The organism is Paenibacillus sp. GYB004 (assembly GCF_036577605.1).
GTDB classification, from domain to species: domain Bacteria; phylum Bacillota; class Bacilli; order Paenibacillales; family NBRC-103111; genus Paenibacillus_AB; species Paenibacillus_AB oceani.
The window spans coordinates 69,698-94,410 of the sequence record NZ_JARBDB010000015.1 but is presented as its reverse complement, the minus strand read 5'-3'; the positions used below and the strand labels follow the sequence as shown (position 1 = coordinate 94,410).

At 46.5% G+C, this 24,713-nt stretch carries 15 protein-coding genes; 3 read left to right on the top strand and 12 right to left on the bottom strand.

Features of this window, described 5'->3' with window-relative positions:
• Positions 1–88: 88 nt before the first annotated feature.
• A complete protein-coding gene (locus PV433_RS09370; RefSeq protein ID WP_332071887.1) occupies positions 89–436 on the top strand; it encodes a hypothetical protein in 348 nt (115 codons plus the stop codon).
• 505 nt (positions 437–941) lie between these two features.
• Here PV433_RS09370 and PV433_RS09365 read toward each other — a convergent pair.
• Positions 942–1,085: a hypothetical protein gene (locus PV433_RS09365; RefSeq protein ID WP_332071886.1), complete on the bottom strand. Its 144-nt coding sequence runs from the start codon at positions 1,083–1,085 to the stop codon at positions 942–944.
• Between the two features lie 415 nt (positions 1,086–1,500).
• On the opposite strand from PV433_RS09365, the gene PV433_RS09360 reads away from it, so the two are divergent.
• On the top strand, positions 1,501–2,109 hold the full coding sequence (locus PV433_RS09360) for a S24 family peptidase (protein WP_332071888.1): 609 nt from the start codon (positions 1,501–1,503) through the stop codon (positions 2,107–2,109).
• A 13-nt stretch (positions 2,110–2,122) separates the two neighbouring features.
• Positions 2,123–3,721: a recombinase family protein gene (locus PV433_RS09355; RefSeq protein WP_332071885.1), complete on the top strand. Its 1,599-nt coding sequence runs from the start codon at positions 2,123–2,125 to the stop codon at positions 3,719–3,721.
• A gap of 168 nt (positions 3,722–3,889) precedes the next feature.
• Here the strand turns inward: PV433_RS09355 and PV433_RS09350 are convergent, their stop codons facing one another.
• From PV433_RS09350 to PV433_RS09300, 11 genes are all read right to left on the bottom strand, one after another.
• Positions 3,890–4,891 (bottom strand): DEAD/DEAH box helicase family protein, encoded by a 1,002-nt coding sequence (locus PV433_RS09350; RefSeq protein WP_332071884.1) that lies wholly within the window; start codon positions 4,889–4,891, stop codon positions 3,890–3,892.
• Between the two features lie 33 nt (positions 4,892–4,924).
• Complete coding sequence (locus PV433_RS09345) at positions 4,925–5,329, bottom strand: glycosyltransferase family A protein (protein WP_332071883.1); 405 nt, start codon at positions 5,327–5,329, stop codon at positions 4,925–4,927.
• 69 nt (positions 5,330–5,398) lie between these two features.
• Positions 5,399–6,112 (bottom strand): response regulator transcription factor, encoded by a 714-nt coding sequence (locus PV433_RS09340; protein ID WP_332071882.1) that lies wholly within the window; start codon positions 6,110–6,112, stop codon positions 5,399–5,401.
• 5 nt (positions 6,113–6,117) lie between these two features.
• Positions 6,118–7,299: a sensor histidine kinase gene (locus PV433_RS09335; protein ID WP_332071881.1), complete on the bottom strand. Its 1,182-nt coding sequence runs from the start codon at positions 7,297–7,299 to the stop codon at positions 6,118–6,120.
• 262 nt (positions 7,300–7,561) lie between these two features.
• Positions 7,562–10,228, bottom strand: a complete 2,667-nt coding sequence (locus PV433_RS09330; RefSeq protein ID WP_332071880.1) for a stalk domain-containing protein — start codon at positions 10,226–10,228, stop codon at positions 7,562–7,564.
• Between the two features lie 386 nt (positions 10,229–10,614).
• Positions 10,615–11,820 carry a methionine adenosyltransferase gene (metK, locus tag PV433_RS09325; protein ID WP_332071879.1) on the bottom strand — a complete coding sequence of 402 codons (1,206 nt, stop codon included), beginning with the start codon at positions 11,818–11,820 and terminating at the stop codon, positions 10,615–10,617.
• Positions 11,821–12,060: 240 nt separating this feature from the next.
• Positions 12,061–12,333, bottom strand: coding sequence for an alpha/beta-type small acid-soluble spore protein (locus PV433_RS09320; protein ID WP_332071878.1), 273 nt, complete (start codon positions 12,331–12,333; stop codon positions 12,061–12,063).
• Between the two features lie 87 nt (positions 12,334–12,420).
• Positions 12,421–13,098, bottom strand: coding sequence for a hypothetical protein (locus PV433_RS09315; RefSeq protein ID WP_332071877.1), 678 nt, complete (start codon positions 13,096–13,098; stop codon positions 12,421–12,423).
• An 85-nt stretch (positions 13,099–13,183) separates the two neighbouring features.
• Positions 13,184–15,340, bottom strand: a complete 2,157-nt coding sequence (locus tag PV433_RS09310; protein ID WP_332071876.1) for a hypothetical protein — start codon at positions 15,338–15,340, stop codon at positions 13,184–13,186.
• Positions 15,341–15,645: 305 nt separating this feature from the next.
• Positions 15,646–18,696 carry an S-layer homology domain-containing protein gene (locus tag PV433_RS09305; protein WP_332071875.1) on the bottom strand — a complete coding sequence of 1,017 codons (3,051 nt, stop codon included), beginning with the start codon at positions 18,694–18,696 and terminating at the stop codon, positions 15,646–15,648.
• Positions 18,697–19,155: 459 nt separating this feature from the next.
• Entirely contained in the window at positions 19,156–24,474 is a 5,319-nt protein-coding gene (locus PV433_RS09300; protein WP_332071874.1) for an S-layer homology domain-containing protein, read from the bottom strand.
• Between the last annotated feature and the right edge of the window lie 239 nt (positions 24,475–24,713).

The following is a 24,713-nucleotide window of genomic DNA, read 5'->3' as shown; positions in this document are numbered from 1 at the left end:
CTCCTTTTATCCAGTGTTTTCCTCCCCGCCCTTCTGCTAGAATGGTAGTTGTCCAGACTCACCAACCGACCAGAAAGGAGGCGGTTCTATGAATGAATTATCTATTACCGTGTTAAAAATCTACTCGAGCAGAACAAATCTGAGCTTGAGTCAGCTGAGTGCAATAGTTAACGGTGATTGGTTTTCTCTCGCAGAACATGTCGGTTACCTTCGAAAAAAAGGGTATATCCGAATTAATTCAGATCATGCATTATTAAAGGGTTTATCAGATAGTAGTCTTATCGATCCTGATACCCCACTCGAAATCACTATTGAAGGGAAAACTTTTTTAGAGTCTGAGCGGAAATTATCTAAAACAAAAAGAAATGAATTGATAAGATATGCCATTACAACTGCTATCGCGGTAGCCGCATTCACAAAGTCGTTTTTCTTTTGAATCATTCCATGAACGACTTTACCAATGCAGCCACCATCAACCCCCATGTTATGAACCAGCACCACGTCGGAACCCTATCACTGCTTTTCTTCATTTTTCACATCCTTCCGCCACTTCATTGGCGGTTTTTTCTATTCCTTGAATTTCAAGCCCGCAAATCTTGCAAAACCGATCCTCCGAGCCGATCTCGCTGTTCTTGCAGCGTGGGCACTGTTGATTCAAGCCCGCTCACCTTCCCTCATCAATATTCAAAGTTTCATAGATTCCGGGCAAAAAATAGTGGGGTGTTACCCCCGAGGCTTGAATTGTTTCAGCACCGCGGCACTAAATATCAGATCGTACTTAGCGCCGCATTCCGAACAGATGCAAATGATTTGCTTGGAATTGTGCGTCTTATACCGAAGCAGTACTTGCTTGCGGCATTCATTGCAGAAATCCGACTTGTATCTCGGGGTTAGGAAGGACATTTGAATGAGTTTCACCTCGTTTTCAATACGGAAACCCGTCAGGCCAATTTTTGCTCATTGCCTTGTGCTTCCTCCCTTTGTGCTCGCGCTTCCAAAATCTTATCAGCATACTTCGGCAAAACCCGGTTGATGAATTTGTACAAATTTTTCATTGCTTCTGGCGACGGATGATTTTTCGGCATCTGCAAGCCCTCCTTTTTTTCACCTGCACCCTTCAGGCGATTGTTTGTTCGTCATTAAAACTGAACAAGTAGGAAGCGTCTGTGGAAGGAAAAAATTGATTGCGCACTTTCAACATTTCAGCCCTTGTAAATTCCGTCCTCCCGCTCATCTTGTTGATCAAGGAGCGGGAGGTTATGCCAATACCAGATGCCAACTGCTTACTGCTGATGCCCTTTCTTGCCATCTCAGCGCGAAGATTCGGAAACAGGGTAATCACCATCCCTTCATTTACGTTGTGGGGTAATTAATTCCAATGGTAAACCCCGTGACGTAATTTGTCAACACACGTTTCGTTCGAATTTACGTTGCAAAGGAAATTTATTTCGTATACAATGAAATACAAAGGAATGTGACGGAGGTAATTAAAAAGTGGATATGCTACAGAAAATTGATATGTTGATGAGAAGAGAAGGTATAAGTAGTAAGTTGGAACTTTCTAAAAAAGCTGACATCCCTTACACCACAATCGACGGTATGTATAAGAAAGGGACTGAGAATACCAAGCGTTCAACTCTCTTTAAACTTGCTAATTTCTTTGGTTGCAGCTTAGATTTTCTGATCGATGACGGTATGGAAGTTGATTTGCCTCGAGTTCAGGCAGATTCCTTTTCATACGTCCCCGTTATAGGCAAAATATCTTGCGGCAATGGATCTCTCGCCATTGATGATATTGAGGCATACGAGCCTACACCAAAAGAATGGCTATCCGGAGGTGATCATATATATTTGCGGGCTAAAGGCGATAGCATGACTGGAGCACGGATTTATGAAGGTGACCTGCTTCTGATTAGAAAGCAACCAGAAGTGGAAAATGGCGAGATCGCGGCTGTGCTCATAAATGATGAAGCAGTGTTGAAGCGAGTATATCGAAACGGCAATCAATTGCTTCTACAATCCGAGAATCCGAACTACCCGCCGATCTTCGCGCCACCTACAGAAGTAAAGATAATCGGTAAATTGAAAATGAACGTCATCAAGTATTGAGGTGATTTCACTTATGAAGGTTGCTGGATATATTCGCGTATCTACCGATGAACAAGTCAAAGAGGGATACTCTTTGGAAGCTCAACGAGACAGTTTGATCAACTTTTGCAAGTCACAAGGTTGGGAACTTATTGAAACTTACGTTGAGGAAGGAAAGTCAGCGAAAGACTTAAACCGACCAGAAGTTAAACGACTACTCTCAGACGCCCAGGATGGCCGATATGACGTTTTATTGGTTTACAGATTGGATCGCCTTACTCGGTCTGTAAAAGACCTGTACGAGCTTCTCCAAACATTCGAAAAGTGTGGTCTTAGCTTTAAATCAGTAACGGAGGTATACGACACTACAACGGCCATGGGCAAGTTATTCATCACAATTGTCGCAGCACTAGCTCAATGGGAGCGCGAAAACCTGTCAGAACGCGTCCGATTCGGAATGGAAGGGCTCGTTCGCGAAGGAAAGTGGCACGGAGGTCCAGTTCCATTCGGATATATGTGGGACGGCGAGACTATGCACATAGTGCCCGAAGAATACGCGATTCTCCGAGAATTACGACGCATATATATGAGTGACGAAGGATTCGGCAGTACATCCCGAATACTTAATGATCGTGGACTTAAGCGGTGGACGTCTAAGTTTCGTGGACGTCGTCGTAAAAAATCGATCGAGAATCGGAAACGCCGGAAACTAAAAGTAAACGGATTGAAGCTTCTACGACCTGCTCGCCGTAGGCAAAACTGGTCATCATATACGGTGTGGTATGTCCTGGACAACCCCTTTTACGCCGGCAAGGTGCGTTATGGCAGTAAAAAGAAAAACGGAAAATACGCAAACCGAAAGAAAGAAAATCAAGTTGATGTCATTTGGGCAGATACTGGGTTCCCGACTATTTTTAGTTGGGAGGAATATGTCGAGCATACAGACCGTATGAAGCGAAAAGAGTTCTTTGGACACGCGAAAAAGCGTGAATATCGATTTACGGGAGTTCTACGATGCGCCCGGTGTGGAGCTACCCTTATTGGTCGACCATACACAAACAAGCGAAAAGACGGAACAAAGCTTGAACCGCATTACAACTATATTTGCTCCAATCGCTCCATGCGATCGGGGTGTGAGCTTCCTTTATTACGCCAGGAAATAGCTGAAAAGCTAATCATGGACCAAATCGAAAAAATAAGGGTAGATCATCAGGAGATGAGCAATTTCGAAGATAACCATGAACCGCGTGATTCAGATAATGAGTTAGATCGCCTGCAGAAGGAGCTTCGCTCCATTAACGAAAGGCGCAAAAAATGGCAGTACATGTTTGCAGAGGACCTAATGAGTGCCGAGGATTTGAGGGAGCGCAAGAAAGAAGAAGATGATCGAGAAAGGAATGCCAAGGAGAGAATCGATGAGTTAAGGGCTTCTGCCGCAGGAACCGATCACGTGATACTACAGAGAGCATTGGAGCTTCCGGAACTTTGGAGTTCGATGAATGATGCAGATAGGCGTGAACTTATGCAGATCCTGTTTAAGCGCATAGTAATTGAGTGTGAAGCAAAAACAGGTAAAGGTGCAGGTAAGGGTCGATCATTACCGTTTTACATCAAAGAATTTGAATTTAATTAATTTTTTTATGCACATTTATCATTTACTAATCACATTGCATGGGAACGCGTTGATTTTAATTAGTAATATTCAGATCGAAGCTTCTATGGGTTTTCGGGGGTTGTTGCTTGGTGTACTGTGTTATCTCTACGCCAATTATTTCCTTCTGCTCCTTATATCGTCTCAGTTTCATGTCACGACAGACCGGTCCGGAAACGCCCGCTTCAGCCTTGGCTGGAGCTCCAGCACGACGTCGCGCCGGGGTGTGGCGATCAGCACCTTCCTCCCCCTGTGCAGCTCGTAGTCGATAAACGGGAAGATCATCTCGGTCTTCCCCGCTCCGGTCACCGCCCAGATCAGGAAACGGCCGGGCTCCATCCTGTTACCCCCGGCCAAAAACGCCAGACCCTGCCGTGCCGCTTCAGTCTGTGCCGGACTGAGACCCCATTTTGCGATCGTACTGTCCCTATCTGCCTGTCCCTCCCAGGAGCCCCTTTTATCCTCTCTATCAGCAGACAAGCCATACAACAGCAACGAGCACGTCTGCATCCGGCCCATCGTCAAGCATTCCTCGCAGTACACGCACGGACCGCTGCAATGGATACAGTCCGCCGGATACATCTTCTCCTTACCTGTCCCGCATCGGCAGCAGCGGTAATGCAGCTCCGGCTTGGACCAGGGAAACCGCCGCCGTCTCTCCCGCTCTACGCCCCCGGTCAGTTTCAGCCGTCCTCTCAAGTATGCAGCCTGCACATAGCTCGTCCACTGCGATATAGCCGCTTGAAGCCCGTGATGGTCCAGAAAACGGAGTAGCTCCTCTTTAGAGAAACAACGCCCCGCCAATAACCCTTCCATCCTTACTAACTCGTCCGTGTCCAGTTCAGGTCGCTCCACCCGGCTTGCCCGGTACGCATCAAACGATATCGTACGAATACGCAGCTCACCCGCCTGAAACCCATACGCTCTGCACGTTGCGGCTATTCGCTGCATCGAGCTTTGCAGACTGTCCGTGCGGTCCAGCTCTCTCAGCAGCGCCCACGCCTCCCCTAAAGACAAAACTGGTTCCAACAGGTGGAGGGATACTTTCCCGCCATACTGTTCGAACCAGTAGGTACAATCCGTATTCCATTCAAGCGATATTCGCCATTCCAGCCCCGGACCGACGGAGGCCCCATACAATCGAACCTTCACCCATGCCCCTCCATACCGCCTGTAAGCGGTTAACTATTGATATAACGGAATATGTTGAAGCTCCTTCGTATTGCTAAGCCGCACGAGCACCACTTCTTCGCTCTCATAACGGGCGATCCATTCGTCGAGCTGAGCGTCGCCGCCCCATTCCATAATCTCCAACTGATTCGGCCGGGATACGGCGAGCCGTTCCGCTATGGCCAAGGTGTCGTCTTCGGATCGTTCATCCATCACCACGACATGAATGTCCCTGGCTTTCATTTTGGATACGAACAACAGCGTCCGTAGATACCATTCGATATGCATCGCATTGTTTCTGGTAAGAAGTACGTAATGAATCGGTTTCCGACGTTCCGATCGAAACCAGGCACGACTCAGATGAACCATGGCGATTGCCAAACCGTACGCCCCGAAAATCGACAGCAACCCGACAATCATAGCGGCTCCCTCCCTTACAGCCATTATATGCCACTATGATGTCCATGGTTCCTCCGCGCCTGATTCGTTTTAAAGGGTAACCCACCCGTTTTTGATTGCAATAATAACCGCTTGGGTCCGGTCTTCCACTTCCATTTTTTGCAGAATGCTGCTCACGTGATTTTTAACCGTCTTCTCGCTAATGAACAACATTTCGCCGATCGATTTGTTGCTTTTACCTTCCGCCAGCAAACGCAGAACTTCGGCTTCGCGGCGAGTAAGCGGGCTATTCGGCTGATGAATATATTTGACTCCGGCTTCCTTCGGACTCTGATCTCCGCCGCCTACGCCGGCCGGATCGAGATAAGTCATTCTCCGAAGCTGGTTGATCAGCTTGCCCGTTACCTTCGGATGTATGTACGCATGACCTGCTACAACCGACCGGATCGCATTGATCAGCGATTCAGCCTCCATGTCTTTAAGCAGATAACCGGACGCCCCTTTGCGAAGCGTCTCAAATACGTAGCTTTCATCGTCATGGATCGACAAGATAACGACCTTGATTTCCGGGAAAAACTCTTTCAGCCTCTCCGTCGCGACGACGCCGTTCTCAATCGGCATATTGATGTCCATCAAGACCACATCGGGACGCAGCGAATTGCACAGCTCCACGACTTGAATCCCGTCGCCGCATTCACCGACTACTTCAAAATCTTTCTCCATATTTAAGATGCGTTTGACGCCTTCCCGCAGCAGTTGATGATCGTCGGCGATGACGATCTGTACGTTACGTTTCAATTCCATACCGCTTACTCCTCTCTTTGCTCTAAACCGATCGGAATGATCATCGTGAGCTTCGCGCCGGCCCCCGGCTCGGATTCGATATCCATCCGTCCTTCCAGAAGCTCGACCCGCTCCCGCATCCCCATAATACCGAAATGCGAGCTGCCTTTCACGATCTTTACTTCCAGCTTATCGAGCGCAAACCCGATTCCGTTATCTTTTACGACTACTTTCACCATTTGCCTTTGATATGTAATTTCCACATTCACCCGGGTCGCCTTGGAGTGCTTCCACACATTAGCCAATGCTTCCTGGATTAAACGGAATACAGCCACTTCCATCGCGGAGGGAAGTCTCGTCTCCACCCCGGCCACATCGAAGCGGACATGAATATAGGTGCGATCCTCGAAATCCTGAATATATTTGCGAAGCGTTGGAATGAGCCCCAAATCGTCAAGCGCCATAGGCCGCAGGTTAAAAATGATTTTGCGCACTTCCTCCAGGCCGAGCCGTACGGCTCCCTTCAGATCCTTGAGCTCGTCCTTCACCGAGCCATATTCCTCGCGGTCGATCATACGTTCTGCAATTTCGGAACGAAGCACCATATGGGCCATCGCTTGCGCAGGTCCGTCATGAATTTCCCGGGCGATCCGCTTGCGCTCCTCCTCTTGGGCGAGGATTATTTTCAGGCCTAGCAGCTGCCGGTTTTTGGCCGATTCGAGGATACGGGTCACCTGATTCAAATCACCTGACAAATACTGGAGCACGACGTTCATTTGACTGACAAGCGCTTCGGCGCGTTCTATAGTTTTATCGGAATTTCGGATCCGTTTTTGTAGCTCATCTCTTCTCGCTCTCAAGTGATGCTCTTTTTCCCGGGCCATAATAAGCTGGAGCTGCATCTGCGTGGCTGCCTCATAAGCAACCCGAATGTCTTCCTCCTTGAAACGGTGGAAATCCCGGCTCACTTCCGTAAGACGGATGCGGGAACGTTTATATTCCACTTCGAGCTTGTCCACTTGGTCAATGGTGTGAGAGACTTCTTCCATCACCTGGTGCAGTTCCTTGTTTAGCGCCTCCCACTCGTTACGGGCGCTTTCGCAAATCTCAAACATTTGATATTTGCTTGATTCCATGACACCAATCGCATTTTTAATGACTTTGTCGATCGCGTCGAATTGCAAGCTAACCCGTGCCCCTTTACCCATTTTTTGACCCTGAATCCTATACTACCATATTTCGACCGGTTTGGAGTGGATAATTGGCCCTAATTTAACGGTACAGGAGGTTTACCTTGCCCTTGCGAGCCATAGCGAAATCGGGCTTTTTTCCATCCGATGGACAGGCTGCGCGAGATGATTATTAGGCTTTGGAAAGCCCGCCTCCGCCAATCAGCTAAAGCGAAGGCGGCTTCCAGGCTACCGCTCAAGTACGAATGAATCGATCAGATCATTTCCTAACAAAAGCCTTTTATTGCAGCGTAACCGAACGAGTCATCTCGTCCCATGTCACTTTCCATCCCATATTCTCGGCGATAATGCGCAGAGGCACCATCGTCCGCTCCGTCATCAAGACCGGCGGCACTTCCGCCGTAATTCGCTCGCCATCGGCAATGAGGTCTTTCTTATCCAGCCATAACTCGATCAGATGGTTGTCTTTCATAATCACTACTTTACGCTCCTCGTCGACCCAGGTCAATTTTCCTCCCATCGCTTCCACTACAAAGCGGACCGGTACGAGCGTATTTCCTTCGACAATGACAGGTGCTTGATCCAATTGAATCCCGGCTCCGTTCACCGTCAACGACTTCTGGTCGATCGTCAGCTTCACCGTGTTTTTCGATGGCTCGGTCTGGTTGGAATAATGAAACGTGAAGTCGTCGAACAAGATTTGCCCTTTCAACCCGCGCCCGCTATGCCCGTTTTCCGGATTGGCCACATAGATCCTGTTCACGGTGATCGGATACGTCAGATTATGTTTTTTCAGATCCGCGCTAACGACTTTCCAGTCCGAGAAGTCGGTATTCTCCGTCAAGCTGATCAGCTTGGGCAGGCCGCCGGAGCTATCCTGAATTTCCGCACGAATCCAGTTGCGGCTATTATCACCCTTTACTTTCAGGCTGAGCGACTCCGGACTTCCTTCAATCTTCAGACCGCCCATGAAGGTAGCGTAAGCGACTGTCGTTTTCGTCCCTTGGGTAAAATCGTATTGGAGGGCGAGCACCTTGTTGGCAGACGCTCCTGCGCCTTCGGTCACCTTGTATACAGTACCGGTTACGCCTTCCGTCGAAGAAAAGGAAATCGGCGTAGCACCTTCAAACGATTCCACGATCCGCTGGTCCGCGATCGGAAGGGTCAGCATGGCGGAAAATCCGTCATACCGGGCGATCATCCGGCCTTCCTTCACGTTAGGATCGATACTGTCTACAGTCAGCCGGTCCCCTTCCATCCGTCCTTTGAACCCGATAAACTCCCATTGGAGCGCGTCGGCCGGAACACTGCCGGTTTTGCCGGATTTGGAGGTCGCTTTCACCGTCATTTTATAGATCGAGTTCCGCAGCAGCGCCGTGGAAGAGGCGTCGATTTTCAAGCTGGCAATATCTTCGCCGCCAATTACCTCGATATCCAGACTCTCCGCGGCTTGTCCCACTTTGGCGGTCAGCGTAGCTTTGCCGGTTGCCTTGGCTGTAAATGTGCTTCCCTCAAACGTCCCGATCGGCTGCGACGCCGTCCATATCGGCGATAACCGTTCGGGGTCCAGCGGGTTGTAAAACACATCGTACGCTTTCTCGATGCCGTACGTTGCTTTTTGCCCGATAAACAAAGCTGTCGGGCCTTGAAGGCTCATGCCTTTAGCTTCCCCTTCAGGTGACAACGAATAAACACCGATTCCGTTGACGACAGGCCGCTCGTATCCGACTTCGGTTAACAGCGTCGTATGAAAATCGCCAAGCTTTCGAGTTACCAATTGGGTCGAACCGCCGCCGTCCAGGTTCATCCCTTTCCACACGCCGATTTTGATCATCAGCTGCTGCAATTCGGCCAATGTCGCTCCTGCGCTAGAACTGCTTTCATCTAAAGTGATCAGGTAAGCGTAGCGTTCGTCCTTGGAGTAACCGATCGCTGTCCGCGCTCTGTTGGCATTTTCCGATACCCCGCCCCGGGAAAAAGTGGTCGGCTGGCCCTGATCCACCAATATGGTATGTCCGCCGATCATCGTTTTAAACCCGCCGACATCATACGAATTGCTCGGGTCCTGCGCGAACATCTTGTAATCGGCCACGATGGGGTCCCCGACCTTCAGATGCTGACGGACGAATTCGTCGGCTTTGCCTGATGCTCGGAGAATATATCCGTCCTCGGGAGGCATCATGTCCAAAATACCGGTTGGCTTAATCTCTACAACTCTGCCGTTGCGCACCAGCACTTCGGTCGGTACCGTCGTCCCGTCGTTAGAGCGGTTGACGTCTCCCCAGGAGCTCGTATACATATAAAGTCCGTCAATCAGGCTGTGTACGCCTTCCTGATGAATGCCGTCATCTTCATACCAATAATAGGTCTTGTTTATTCCGCCAAGCGGATAGGAAGCGCCGTCTCTCGCTATCATTTTCCCTTGGAAAGCAAAAAGATCGATAACCGGTTTATTTTCTTTCGTGAGCGCAAACGAGTACCAGCCCGGCATGTCAATGGTCGTCGACTGCAGCTTGCCATCCATGATCTGCGGCCCCATCGGCACCCCGTCCGCCTGCATATTGAAGAAATCGCCGTTCACCGCCGCCGTAGCTTCCGTCTCGTTGGCCATTTTCCGCACGCTTTGTTTTTTGGTATATTTCCCTCCCGTACCGACGATCGTGTCGAGCTTGACGTACGGATTTTGCAAATCTACTTCTACGACATTCGCTTTCACCGTTACCGGCTTTTTGGCTCTATCAAAACTCCAGACATATTTTCGCAAAATAGCGCCATACGTAAGCGGGTCTTGCGTAACAATCGTGACTTGGGAATCAGCGGCCGATGCGGCCTGAAGGGTAGGAGGGGTAAACAACGGGTGCACCGCTATCGTAGCGGCCAGCACAAGTGCCGTCCAACCTTTGAATCTTCTGCTTTTCTTCTGCCTGTTGTCCTTGAGCTCTAGCAATTTGAATCTCCTCTCCGAATCTCTCTATCTCTCTCCATAATTGTTGCATAACAATATAGACTCCGTTTTTCCCCAAAAAGTTACGTAGGACCGGACGGATCGCGATGTTTTTAGAGAGATCGAACTAGAGAGACTGTCGAACCTACCCGAATCTCCTATACCATTCGGGCCTATAGAACGATTTATGGGGTATTTTGCGAGCAATTCTATGAATTTTTTGGAAGATATTCTAGTGGATTTGGGAGATATGCCTACAAAGGCGACAGAAGTTGTTGAGGTGGAGATTTGGAGGGAGCGGACGATCGAATTAGGTTTACGCTTCCATACCAAAAAACCACCCGTTGCGGGGTGGTTTTTGTGACTATTCGTATTGCGTATGCTAATCCTTACGCGTAAGCGTCTTGTTTCAGCTTGTCCGCCTTGTCTGTGCGCTCCCAAGGTACATCCAGGTCCATACGGCCAAAATGTCCGTAAGCGGCTGTCTGACGGTAAATCGGGCGGCGAAGATCAAGTTCTTTGATGATGCCGGCCGGGCGAAGGTCGAAGTTATTGCGGATCACTTCAACCAGCTTCTCTTCGCTGACTTTGCCTGTTCCGAACGTATCCACGGCAATGGATACCGGGCGGGCTACGCCGATAGCGTAAGCGAGCTGAATTTCAACTTTTTCCGCCAAGCCTGCTGCTACGATGTTTTTGGCAACGTAACGAGCGGCATAAGCTGCGGAACGGTCAACCTTCGTCGGATCCTTACCGGAGAAAGCGCCGCCGCCATGACGGGCATATCCGCCGTACGTATCCACGATAATTTTACGGCCTGTCAAACCTGCATCGCCTTGAGGACCGCCAATAACGAAACGGCCTGTCGGATTGATGAAGTAGTTTGTATGCTCATCCAGCCATTCTGCAGGAACGACCGGTTTGATTACATGCTCTTTAATATCGCTTTGAATTTGCTCAAGCGTTATTTCTTCTGCGTGCTGAGTCGATACGACAATTGCGTCAACCCGAACCGGCTTGTCGCCTTCGTATTCAACCGTAACTTGTGTTTTGCCGTCCGGACGCAGGTAAGGAAGCGTGCCGTTCTTACGAACTTCAGACAGGCGGCGAGACAAGCGGTGAGCCAAAGCGATCGGCAGCGGCATCAGCTCAGGCGTTTCGTTAACCGCAAAACCAAACATCAATCCTTGGTCGCCGGCGCCAAGAGCTTCGATCTGCTCGTCCGTCATCGTGCCTTCTTTGGCCTCGAGCGCTTTGTCAACGCCCATGGCAATGTCGGCGGATTGTTCGTTAAGCGAAGTCAATACAGCGCAAGTGGTAGCGTCAAAACCGTACTTCGCACGGGTATAACCGATCTCTTTAATCGTATTGCGAGCAATCGCCGAAATATCCACGTAATCCGCAGAGCTGCTGATCTCGCCAATAACGAGAACCAAGCCTGTTGCTACCGATACTTCGCATGCTACGCGCGCATTAGGGTCATTGGCCAAAAACGCATCCAAGACTGCGTCAGAAATTTGGTCGCAAATTTTATCCGGATGACCTTCCGTCACCGATTCCGAAGTGAACAAGCGCCGACCGTTTCTCAAAGTCATATCGTGTGCCTCCTGCATCTAATAATTACTTGACTGCTGCAGGTGTGTAGCATCAGTCATAGTTGGTTACTCTAAGTACGAAACTCGGGAATAGCGAGCCACATCTCCGCTATAGCAAAAAAGGAACCTTTTCCACTAGGAAAAGGTTGCTTCGCAAGACCTTCAGTTATTGATGTTACTGGATTTGCCCGGCTCTGTCAATAAACGAATATAGTAAAAATATTGCAATACTCGGAGAGTTTATTGGAGTCCGAAAAGGGTCTGTTCCGCCTGCTGGACAAGGCGTCTGGTGATCGCTCCGCCGACAGCTCCGGTATCGCGTGATGCAATATGTCCCCAGTAATCTTCCTTGATCGAACCGGCGGAAATCGTACCCAGTTCAGTTGCAAATTCCACGTTCCCCATTTGTGCTGCATGTTGACCGACAGGCAAGCCCAGTTCGGCGGCGATTTCGTATTTCATCTGATCGATGGCTTGGTGACATTCCGGTACGATTTTACGATTGCTGGCCATATGGTAAACCTCCCTTGACTGGTATACCTGTAGTATGACCCCGCTTCAAACGTTCACCCGTATCGATTACTGCTAAAAGGGGCAAAATTATGGAGCGGATTTCGTTCCATCCTCTTTTAGCAAAATATAGCTTCCCCGTACCATAACGTAGATCTCGTCCTTGTTTTTGGGATCAGGCTTAATACCGCGCCCCTCCCGAGGGAAAATAAGCAGATGATTGTTGTCAATTGCAGTTCCGGCAGGTATATCCTTACCCGATGTTACATCGGGAATACCGTCATCGGTGCTTACCGCAATCGTTTTGCCTGTACGGACAATCACTTCCGTTCCGGCTCCCGCATAGAGCACTTGACCAGCCCCCAGCTTAATGACTTCAAGGGTGGGAGCGGCCCCTGTAGAGGCAGGCGGCTGCACCGTCGTACCGCCGGTTGAATTTGATCCGGTTTGCAGTTCCTGCTTCACTTTATTAATCTCCGCCGCAATCAATTCTAGAATACGCGCTTCCGAAATCGTCGAACCGGTATTTCCCTGCTGTCCGCCCGTTTGTCCGCTGTTCCCCGTACCCGCCGATCCCGTCCACTGGCCGCCCATTATTTTCTTAAGTTGTTCATCCAAGTAGCTCTTCGTGACCAACGGATCTTCCGCACTCCCCGGCTGCATCGCCCCATCCGCCTTCGATATAATGGCAGCTTGCCCTATGTATACTCCAGTTAGCACGCCTATTCCAATAAGTCCTGTTAGTAGAAGTTTTTTCTTCAATACCATTGAGTTGATCGCCTCCTGACTTTATTTAGATTCGACGTTAGAAAAAAGAATCCTTTCGACTGGGGGAAGTCGAAAGGATTGGGGGTTATTCAGAGTAGACAAACCAGTCAAGACCTTTACTTGCAATTAATTTCTTCTGACCTTGGAATTGCTGGTAAATGTTAAGATTCATTTTCTTCAGATAAGACACTTTATAAATAAATTCTTTGTCGTTATTAATAAGCTCTATCTTGTTTGAACCTAGTTGTAATGTGCTTTTCGGGTCGATCGTACCGTCTTTAGTTTTCTCAATATCTAATGCCCATTCAACTGTTGCTTTATCATCAGCATCAACAATTTCCATAATAAGCTTATAATCTGAAGTGTCGACTTCGTATTGCATATTCTTTTCCAGTTCATATTCAATTTTTAATTTCAACAAATTATCTTCAACAGGCGTACCAACACGTTTTAGATTTAGTGTATAAGGGAAAATATCGATTTCTTTCAAAGAATTTTGAACACTTGTGTTCTCTTGGGGAAGGAAAAATGAAACAGCACTGACGTATGCATCAGGCTTGCCATCTAACTTTGTATATTTACCTTCTGTTATTCCTTCTCCAAGTAACAGTTGAGTAACGTCTTCACCTTTATTTTTAGCTACGCTTGCCCAGACGAACAATAAGGCTTTACCAGAAGGCCCAATCTTAGTTTTAATCTCAGATAGTGTTGCTGGATAAACAGTTCCGTCCGATCCTTTAAAATGCCCGACAAGCTTAGATAAATCATTCGCCCGTTTTTCAAGATTTTCAACCTCAACTTGGGCAGTGATTATATCTGAACTCTTGCCTTTGAAATTATGAAATGCATGTACAGTATAATCCCCGCTTCTTCCGATCCCGCCAATTTTATAGTGCTCATTAGCATTAACTAATGGAACACTGTCTAATTTAGAATCCAATTTGAACTGGACAAGATCATTTAATGTATCATTCGTTTTTCCTGAACTATCGGACCCTCCAACTTTCTCTTGTAAATGTATGGACAGTGTTGAGAAATCATAGGTATAAGGAATTGAACCAATTAGCTGGATACTTACTTCGCTGTTTGGCTGTAATCCAATTATATTATCCGTTTGAATAACTTTTACATCAACTTTAACGGAATTATCCAATTGGATATATCCTGTAAGATTCGGTAGTGGTAATGATTTATTTTCCTTACTTTGAAGCAGCAGTGAGGCTATAACCAAATCATCGTCTTCCCACGGCACTCTCTGAATTGCTTCAAGTTTAGCAATATAGGACCCATCAGAGTTCGAAAAAGACTGTTCTTTCTCTGTAGACAATTGCTCATCAGTCGCTTTCGGAATTGAAAACTCCCCCACGACTACATTTGAGCTATTACTACTACCTGTATCAGTTGGTTCAGTTATAACCAATTCCCATCCATCATTAGATATAGATCTAGGCAACTTGCCACTTAATGCAATTTCCTTTTTCATAAGTGGATCAATCGTTGTATTTTCATTCACACCATTTGCCTGTAAAGGATAAAGCAATCCGTCAGCCGTTCGAATCATAAACTTCACAGCTGGAAGCTTTAAGCTTCTCGTGTCTTTGTTTTGTAACTCTAGAAGCAATGTCGGTAAGTAATTCTCTTCATTACTACTGATTGTCGCTTTTTTTACAAATGCCTGAAAAGATGTCTTTGAGATTTTAATATTTGCTTTAGAATTGGCGGGGGTTACAGTGCTGTAATCGCTAGGAACAGTCAACATCCCTAAAGTCCTTTGATAATCTGCAGCAGAAAAATCCCATTTTATAACGGTAAATGTGAGATCAGATAAGTTAAGAGAAGGAGTCACCTGAGTGGAAAATTGAATCTCTTGTGAGCCCCCTGCCGGGATGATGTTTTTATCCTTATCTTGCGGCACAACATTTACTGTAAATTTTGCACCCGTGGATGATTGTACACGAATCCAATAATCAATAAACTGAATATCACTAGCTCCACCATTTACCGCTTTAACAGTGAAAGAAACAAGATTTTGATCCGAACCTGAAGTTAGTCTTACATTTGTTAACTCAAAATAGCTGCTGTCATTAATCTTAACCGATCCGATTGAAGGAATATCGAAAGTCCCATGTGCTTCTGATGTTGCACCTTCAGCGTATGTATAAATAGGGGCCGCTCCAGTAATTAGAGTTAATGCAAGTACAGAGTGCATAGCCAGTCGCTTAAATTTTATTGAATGTGCCATATAAAGCCTCCTTTAATTCTCTTACATTAATAGACGAAGTATTTCTAGTTTTGTTTCGGATTTGTTCAAAATACTTTAAGTGAGGACCCATGCCCCCCCTTTCTATCCAATCTCTCGCGGTTTAATTTCATTTTTCTTTTGAATAATTTTATCTCCGAATAAATTCGATGTTAATTAAAGGTTCTAGCCCCATCTTTCCTTACTTATGTTCCTTGCCTCTCGAGAAACGTTCCGCAATCTTTCAGCCTTATAGATTTCTTAACAACAAAAAGAGACCCTGAAGGGTCTCTTTTTGTTACTTCCTATTAGCGCAAGTCAACGTGAGTGGATTTGCTTACTCCGCTACCTGCAGTCGCTTTAACAGTAAACTGTACAGCGTTATTCAAGTTAGAAACTTCACCAGTAGTCGAGTTGTAAACTACTGCAACTGTGTCACCTGCAGCATTTACAGCATCCTCAATAATATATCTGACACCTAACAGATTATCATATGCTGTAATTTCAGCCTGTGAAGTATACTCGTTACCATAGTTATCCTTAGGCTTCAAAGCCATGTAATCGCGAAGGAAATTATGAGTAACAGTCGATGACTTAAAGTTCGTGTTAGCCGACATACTTGCAACTGAAACTGCATCATCTTTAACTTCCACATTCAAAGTTGCAGATTTCGCGATTCCTTTAATATCCCTGAAGTTAACAGTTACGGTTGCGTTACCTTTCTTGTTACCAAGAATGTAAGCATTTCCGCCACTTTCTTTTGTTACCACAACATCATAAGTAGAACCTGTCACGCTCATTACACGGTTAGTCGAAATTGCAACAGTATCTCCCGCACCGTCTTTAGCAGAAACAGTGATCTTCTTAGCCAACTTGCTTGTGGCAGGATCTTTTTGAGCATCAGTCAGCAATTTGCTGTCTTGAGCCGCAAAGAGTGAAGATACACTAGTGATGCTGTACATCAATTCTGCGCTATCTGTAATAGCTTGAATTGATCTAGTTGTTGGGCTTGTAGCATCTACCCAATCAGTTGTTCCGACTTCTCTCTTAACAATTTTTGCTCCGTACAGCATCTTGCCTGTAACAGCGCCAGCTGCAGAATTAAACTTATGCCCGTCATTAAATGTCGAGAGAACATCTGCAGTATAGTAAGTTCCAGAAGGTACAAATGTTGGCGCCGAAGCATTCGTAGACCTAGCCGTTACACTCAGGTTACTTGTTCCAACATCCGCTTGCGTGTAAACATATACTGCATATTCTACAGTTTTATTGTTTTCTCTGACCGAACGATCCAAAGTAGATGCAGTAGGGTCAACCGGTTTAATTTCTTTCAATTCTTGTTCGTATTGGTCATAAACCTTTACAGTAACATCCGAAGTAACAGCGGCAGTACCATCGTTAAAGATCTTCTTAGCAGGTTCACCTGTCACTTTGAGACGATCTGGGTAACGAACTTTACCAATTTGGAATTGCTTGGTTTTGTAATCATTCACGCCCGGCTCTGTAATAGACAGAGTCAAGACAGCAACAGAATGCTCAGTTGCATTTACTCTTGTAACGTGAACTTTACCCTTATGCTCGCCCGATTTGACCAACTTCGGAGCGTATGCAACACCAGAGCCGCCAATGCGAATACGATCGAGGTTAACAGAGTCAACTAGATCATCCAAGGAAAGTTTATTCCCTTGCTCATCATAAGCAATCACAGGGATATACTTGTCAGTATCACGCTCTGCCAGTACATCGTTGTAATCACCAAACTCGACTTTATTTGCAACTTTTGCAGAGCTTACTTTAACTGTAGCAGTAGCCGAAGATCCACCTGCGTAAACATTTACAGTATAGTCTCCACTCTTATCAATGCGTTCTTGAAGGGATACACGAATTTCTCCAAAGTTATTGTTATCATAATCGCCATACTCAGCTTTAATATCTTCGTTGTACGGGTTGACGTTAGTATAAATGTTAACAATAGCATCAGTGTCATCGTATGCAACTGGATTTCCAAATTGATCGTATTGAGTCAAAGGAATAATAGCTGTGTCACCTTTAGAAGACAAAGAAGTTTTGCCAGATCCATATTTGACATCTTGAAGCTCAATTTTTGTAACAAACGGCTTAGTTCCAAGTTTGAAGTTTTTGCTTGTCATGACGCGACTTTCATTCTCTGTAATATACACAGGAATAATAGTTTGCCCTGGAATCGTTTCATTCGGAGAAGTTCTCAATGTATCGATTGTCAAGACAAGATAGTCACCATCTTTAGTCAAGTTGCTAGTAAAACCTGGGGTGTTAGCTGTAAAAGATCCGGCAGACAAAGACACAGCTTCATCATATTGGTTCTTTGCTACAATCTGAACCCGAGCCTTTTTAGACTGAGCAATCGTATCATTAGAGTTGACGAAATCAATCGATTTTACAACTTCTTTTTGAGCGCTGAATTCAGCAGTTGCTTTATCGATTTCACCCTCGCCCAAGTTAGAGATCGTTACGCTGTAATTTGCTTCAATAAGTTTGCCATCTTTCAACGTAAGAACTGCAGACTTCTTATCGTCAGCCCATTTAACATCAGTCGCAAGTTCCGTCGAACCTCTTTTAAGAGTAAGCTTTGCTTTAGATGTATCTACATCTCGATCCAAAGTTACTTCGACTTTTTGAACACCTACTGCTTTAGCTTCTTTAACAGAAACTTTAGCAGGCTTCTCTTGCTCAGCCAAAACTTCTTTAGCTGCGTAAGTAGCTTCTACCAATTGAGCGCGGATCGCTGGCTTCGTGAAGTCAGTGTTAGCAGCGTCAGGGAGCAAGCCGTTAGCAACTGCAGTTGCTACATAACCTTTAGCCCAGTCGGATACTTCACCTTTTACTTCAGCGTCAGTTTTAACTGTCAGGCCCAAAGCGCGAACAGCTACAGTAGCCAGTTGCTCAAGAGTAACGTCGCCAGACGGATCAAATACGCCATCTGCTACTCCGTCCATGATCATTGGCTTAACTTTGGAAACGGCTTGGATGAATCCAGCAGACCAGCGGTCAGCAGCTACGTCAGTGTAGCTAGTACCGGATTGAACTTCCAGTTTTTTCAGCAAAGCAACGATTTTAGCGAGTTGCTCACGGGACATGTTAGCTTCCAATTCGGAACCTTGACCAGTACCGTCTTTATCAAAGATGCCAGCAGCGATCAAAGCATCCAATTTTTCTTGAGTCGTCAGCTCAGCTGCAAATGCAACCGAAGCGAACATGGACGACACCATAGCTGTTGCTACGAGTACAGACAAACTTTTCTTCATAACCTTTTTTTCTCCTCCTCGATTTACATTCGATGTTTGAGAGTTTAATTTAATTTGTAAGCTCTTATTACTCATCGGCCGATTCACCCCCTTCCCAGAGTCGAGCACTACTTCCTATTGGGACTCTGCAACTTCTGTCGCAGAAACTAGTAAACTGTCGAAATAGATAGCTAGAAATGTAGACACCACTTTAACATTATACAATGGTGCATCATTACCGTAAAGCATAATTTGAGAAAATGTCCCACTGCGTTCAGGTTTGTGCCGCTGTGTTTCATGTTCCACCTATATAAACGCAGCGTTTCGGTAAAAGTTGCGACGTTTTGAAAAATAATTTTTCTTATGTGTTCCGTTCATCACCAACTTCGGATTATCCGTCGTAGCGTATGTCTTGGGGTATATCGTGTCGGCTACGAAACTAAGTATACCTGCATCTATCACATCCGTCATTACTAAGTATTTTCCATGTAACCTCCAATCGTTCAAAAAAAAAACAAGCTGAGGATTTAACATCCAACAGCTTGTTTAAACAGCTTATTTCGGCACTTTGCCTTGGCTGCGCATAACGCGCATCGCAACTACGGAAGCTTCCGCACGCGTAAAGGTTTCAAGCGGATCGAAACGTACGGTCGCTTTCTTTTGTCCTTGCAGCAGTACGTTCTCTTTTCCTTCGATAAAACCAGCCTTCTCAACAGCTTCTACTGCGGTCCTCGCGTATACATCAATATTGTCCGCATCTGTAAAAGCCTTGCGCAAGCTGGCAATCAGCTTGTTTTGATCGGCTTCCGAAGGCAGCTTCAGATTGGCCGCACGGGCAATCATAACAGCGGCATCCTGGCGCGAGATCGCGTTGTCAGGCATAAACCGGCCTTGAGCGGCACCACGGACGATACCAGCTTTAGCAGCCGTCTCGATATACTTGTAGTCGTACAGACGCGTCAACAGGTTGACTCGGGTGACGTCTGTAAACGTAGGAACATCCGAGTATTGAAGCGGAATATCAAAGATCTTCACCAGCATCGTAGCGAATTCGCCGCGAGTGATCGGAGCGTTCGGAACGAAATTGGAGCTCTCCTGATTCGACATGACTCCTCTGGCATACAACGTATCCAGCTCGTTGCGCGCCCACGGATGCCCGGTAACGTCGTCAAAGCTGTGTTCCATATACATAACCTGATAATACCCGAACGTGTCTACCGGAACGGTGATGGTGTTTTTAGCCGCATCTACTACCCCGCCGATGTTTTTCCAACGCCATTGAACAATACCTGTGTAATCTTCATAAATATCGAAGTGATATACAGTCAAATACTTCCAGGCATCATCGCGAATCGCCGGATCATACTTAAGGGTAAGCGTTCCTCGTTGGGTCGGTATCACTTGGTCTTTACCGTTTCTTACATAGAACTCTTCCTGATCGTACGGCAAACGGCCGCTGCCGCTCAGCGCTTTGACCATATCGGTTTCCGTTTCTTTAATCGTACCGGCGTCAATCCAGATCAGATTACCGGCAGGACGGAAACGCGCCGTCGGCTCGGTCAACATCAGTTTGCCCAAGCCGGAGATCATCGGATTCGGATTGGAATACTGGTTGTCATACGGAGCCGGGTGTTTATACTTGTCTACACGGCCATCGAAGCTGTTGGCGATGCCGAACAATATTTTACGATCAGACGTTAAATATTTGTTAACGGCATTCTCGTCGTTACGCATGAAGTTGGTTCCTCTCGGGAACTTCAGCGTGACCTCGCCGTTAAAGGCAGTCATCGTCGGTTTCAAAGCCGTTTTGAATTGGGCCCCGTCGACGGTCGTATTGACGTTATACAAAACAAAGCTGCCATTGATTTTGTCTTTACCGCGGTTAACGGTAAATTTAATCGAATTTTTACCGGACTTCAGATCTTTTACTTCATAATAATAACGCTTCTTCTTAATACCGTTGTCGTTGACTTCACGTTCGACCGCAGCTTCTTTGCCGAATACGACAGAAGTAGCCCCTTCCGCTTCCAGCTCAATCTCCAAATAGTTGCTGTTGATCGTTGCCTGATCTTCGCCATTTGTATTTTTGGTTAGGACTGGCGATTTGATCACGTATGGCAGCGGTTCGCGGACGATCGTAATTGTACGGGTGACCGTGACTCCCGAAGCGTTAGTGACGGAAAATTCGAACACCGTCTGGCCTTTAGGTGCCAGCGGAATCAGGTTCGACTCAAACTGACCGACAGCCCCATTGATTGACCGGAAGTAGTTAGGGTTATTAGCAGCCGGCTCCGCTGTTCCAAAACCTGCCCCAAAACGACGGTCGAACTTAACAACCGACAGGTTATTTTCATCGATGGTACGGGTCGTTATCCGAATATCCGATCCATTGGCAAACTGACCGGAGAACGATACAAACGATTCGCTTGTCGCAAACAATTCCGGAGTAGTTCCAGGCACAAACTTCTTAACATCGCCAGTTTCAATCGGTTTTATCGAAAGGAACTCCGGCGCATCTGTGCTGAACTGGAATATTTCATACTCACTAGTTGCCACGAGTACGGAATTGATAATGATATTGAATTTGATTTTGTTACGGCCCTCATTTAGAGCACCGAGCATAAAAGTAAACGTGTTACCGTCAAAGATAGCTGTCGTGTTTATTGCTTCATTTACATAAATCTCAACCTTGTTGCTTGTTCCGTCTGGAATCGGTATATTAACAATCCGACCGGATACACAGCCTCCACCCCGGCTACAAGTTATATCCGTCCCTGGATTTTTAACGACCATTCCATTATAGACGTTGTTCAAAATAATGTATGGCGTGTTCGTAACGATAAAGTCGTAGCTTTTACGTCCGGACAAATTCTCTCCGTTTTTGTCATTGGTTGCCGTAGTCTTAGGTACAAGCGTAATTTTTCGCGATCCGTTAGGTGTGGTTTCAGGAAGCGTAAGCGTGAATACATTATACACGGCTCCCGAAGTGTCTCCCGTCAACGTGTCGCTAGGTGTAGAACTCGCCAAATATTCGCCGACATATACGTTCATACCCTGTGTAAGCTTGTTGGCATATATTTTTATTACTGCAGGCAGCTCAGATAAAGTGTTCGTACTAGCATCGGATAAACGGACGTTGTTACTTTCTACATACTCTACGTATGGCAAATTAGGGTCAACATAGCTAAAGTTAAAACTTGTAGCAGGCACATCATCGTCCGACATATTGTAGAATCGGAATTGAACGACTTGGTTCCGATCCGAAGGGATCGTTAAGTCGGCGGAAAAATCGTAAACTTTGTAGCGTCCGGGTCTCGACCAGGAAGAGTTTTCGCTCAGCTTAGAGGCCGCACCGCTATTCGTATAACTAAATGGATTACCTACAGGCTGTCCGTTATATAGCAGTTCGATCGTATAGCTTCCGCCCGACAGTGTGCCCGGCTTCTTGAAATAAATTTTTCTTCCAGCTTCAATCCGATCTGCGGCTATATTCGTATATTGATCTGGATTGTCCGTAGGGGTATAACGCAATTGATAAGCCGTTCTCAAAGAAGGAGAATTCGCCCCGAAATTCGTCCCTGAAACGAGAATTTCATTGGAACCGTCTTTCATCTCCACAAATCCGCCTGGATATGGATCTACTACACTAAACGGGTATTGCCCGATCAGCACTCCACTATGTGCAATACGGAAGAAGTAGTTCCCCGCTGGAAGTGTCGGAATCGTCGAAAAGTCGAAAGTTGCTGAGTCTGATGTCGGTGCTACAGAAACCAGCTTTGCATTTCTAGCCATAGTTCCATCTTCGTTCGTTACCGTAGCCGACAAGCCTGTTGAAAGCCCTGTACCTGCTGCGGTAATGGTCATGGTACTCAATTCTGTAGGCCGAACTTGCGGAATCGTAACGCTGGAAATAGTCGCCGTTGGAACTGCCAACTGGGCATAGACAGAATTGCCAACAGAGGTACCAAACGTATAGGTTTTAGAAGGTGCGCCTGCCGTCGTTCCATCCGGATATCTTAGTTGTTTTGTAATTTCTAGCTTATAGCTATCGCCTGGTATAAGTGCACTTTGATTTGGGATGTTGACCAATATCGCGTTGTCGCGAACTTCACTGATATTAGCAGTGATAACATGGGTCGATTTGGCCGGATCCTGATTGATCAGTCTCGCAGCAGTATAGTCGCCTGGAATCGTCCCCAAATCCGTACCCGTAAAATACAGAGTGGTAGGAGAGGAGCTTTGTGCGATTCCGGTTTGTCCAGTCATCGAAATCGACGGGTCAGTCGGGTCTTTCTTATCGATAATAAAGGTACGCTCGGTAAGAACAGAACCATTAAAAATAACTTTAAATTTGTACAGCCCTTCGGTCTGAATAGCCGGAATCGTGAAATCATAATTACCGCCAACTAAATTCGCTGCAGCCGTTCCAACCGGCTGCCCTTTCAGATCCGTTACCGCCAGCGTTAGTTCATTTGCGTTCACTGGGCTATTCAAAGTAATGGATCTGGCCGTTTGAGTCAAATCGTCTCCAGCCTTACCTAATTTAGGAGGAGCAATAGTTACATCGCTAGTAATATTCGTCGCCCCAGTAATTACCGGCAGTGCCGTAGCATTCGAGACTGTAATCGTGAACGGCTGTGCACTCAGTTCCGTGGTCCCATCTTTAACAATTGCATAATACGGGCTATTAGCCTGTTTTAACGTGTCTGCCGCCAAGGGGTAAACCGCCGCTGTCTTTGTGGCATTAACGTGAACAGGGGATATCCCCGTTCCAACAGCTACTCCAGCTTTATCTGTAAGATGCAGCTTGTTACTCATGCTAAGTTCTTCACCAGTAACAATAATATGTGTCGCACTATGTGAATTCGCAATAATGGTTGGAGAAATACCCGTTGCCTTTGGTGCAACTTGAGCTCCCGAAAGGTTGTAAGGGCCAAACTTCTGCCCCCCAACCAGAACCTCCACAAAATTATATTGGAGCGTACCGGCAGTCGTTAGATCATTCTTCAACAGCGCGGAGATCGTCACGTTATTGGATGAGACCGTCGGGCTTTTGATCAATTCCTTCTCTAATCCGTTTGCCGTTTCTTTGATCTTTGCATTAAAAGCGAAGGGCTTGCCATTGTCATAGATCAGATTCTTGCTCGTCTGATACGTCTTCGTGCTGTTAACCGCCATAATCGTCATCGGATTGTCGCCTGGCCGAAGCTTCATGCTGGCCGTAGACTGCGGTTTGTTGATATCATCGGCAAGAAAAAAGAAATCCCCATTATTGATAAATGCATTTTTCGGCTGAGCGTCACCTTCCAGGTAAGCCCGCACTTCTGATGCGTTAGGAGCGCTGCCGGAAATGTTAATCATCGTCGATTGCGTTGGATTATCCGGGTATATTTTTCCGTCCTCGAAAGGAACGCCGTTTACATTAATCGTCGATAGCGCTGTAGTCGGAGTAAAGTACACCCAAGCCGGAGCTGACGTAATAACACTGGAGGTACCCAGCTTAACGACAATCCGGTTTAACCCCTCTGTAAGCTGAACATTATTAAATACAATATCGAATTGACTGGTCTTCTGGGCCTTATTGGCCTTCTCGACAATCGGGGTCTTGGTCGTCGTCATATTGGTCACTTCATAGTAAATCTCTGCAATTTGAGAATCACTTATATTCTCAATTGTGGCGCGAACCGTATACGGCAGCGATGTAATACGCGGTACGCCAGCTGCATTCACATCCGGCTGGGTGTCAGTTACGTAGCTTGGCTGAGTGATGCTAATCCTTGCCGTAGCCGCAACCGCGGACATGGCCGGAAGCAGGCTCATCATCATAGTCAGGATAAGAACGATGCTCATCCATTTTCGATAGGACTTTCTCAAAGCCGGTTCCTCCTTATAAAACGAATAAGTGCATAATGCGCGGGTTTGGGTAATTGCCTGTCGCCTACTATCAGTTCCTTCCTACTCCTTCCTCTATATGTGCGGTTTTCCAACAGCATTAGACGTCCGACCCGCATGAAAAGTTTCCAATAGTTTTGTTATCGGTCGAAACGAGCCGAAATTTTAGAGCATGTGCAAAAAGAGGGCAACAAAAAAATCCCAGACTTTTCAGCCCCTGG

Excerpts from the sequence above, each read along its gene's own strand:
- PV433_RS09370 (WP_332071887.1), top strand. The coding sequence starts at position 89 with ATGAATGAATTATCTATTACCGTGTTAAAAATCTACTCGAGCAGAACA.
- PV433_RS09365 (WP_332071886.1), bottom strand. The coding sequence starts at position 1,085 with ATGCCGAAAAATCATCCGTCGCCAGAAGCAATGAAAAATTTGTACAAA.
- PV433_RS09360 (WP_332071888.1), top strand. The coding sequence starts at position 1,501 with ATGCTACAGAAAATTGATATGTTGATGAGAAGAGAAGGTATAAGTAGT.
- PV433_RS09355 (WP_332071885.1), top strand. The coding sequence starts at position 2,123 with ATGAAGGTTGCTGGATATATTCGCGTATCTACCGATGAACAAGTCAAA.
- PV433_RS09345 (WP_332071883.1), bottom strand. The coding sequence starts at position 5,329 with ATGATTGTCGGGTTGCTGTCGATTTTCGGGGCGTACGGTTTGGCAATC.
- PV433_RS09340 (WP_332071882.1), bottom strand. The coding sequence starts at position 6,112 with ATGGAATTGAAACGTAACGTACAGATCGTCATCGCCGACGATCATCAA.
- PV433_RS09335 (WP_332071881.1), bottom strand. The coding sequence starts at position 7,299 with ATGGGTAAAGGGGCACGGGTTAGCTTGCAATTCGACGCGATCGACAAA.
- metK (WP_332071879.1), bottom strand. The coding sequence starts at position 11,820 with ATGACTTTGAGAAACGGTCGGCGCTTGTTCACTTCGGAATCGGTGACG.
- PV433_RS09320 (WP_332071878.1), bottom strand. The coding sequence starts at position 12,333 with ATGGCCAGCAATCGTAAAATCGTACCGGAATGTCACCAAGCCATCGAT.
- PV433_RS09315 (WP_332071877.1), bottom strand. The coding sequence starts at position 13,098 with ATGGTATTGAAGAAAAAACTTCTACTAACAGGACTTATTGGAATAGGC.
- PV433_RS09310 (WP_332071876.1), bottom strand. The coding sequence starts at position 15,340 with ATGGCACATTCAATAAAATTTAAGCGACTGGCTATGCACTCTGTACTT.
- PV433_RS09305 (WP_332071875.1), bottom strand. The coding sequence starts at position 18,696 with ATGAGTAATAAGAGCTTACAAATTAAATTAAACTCTCAAACATCGAAT.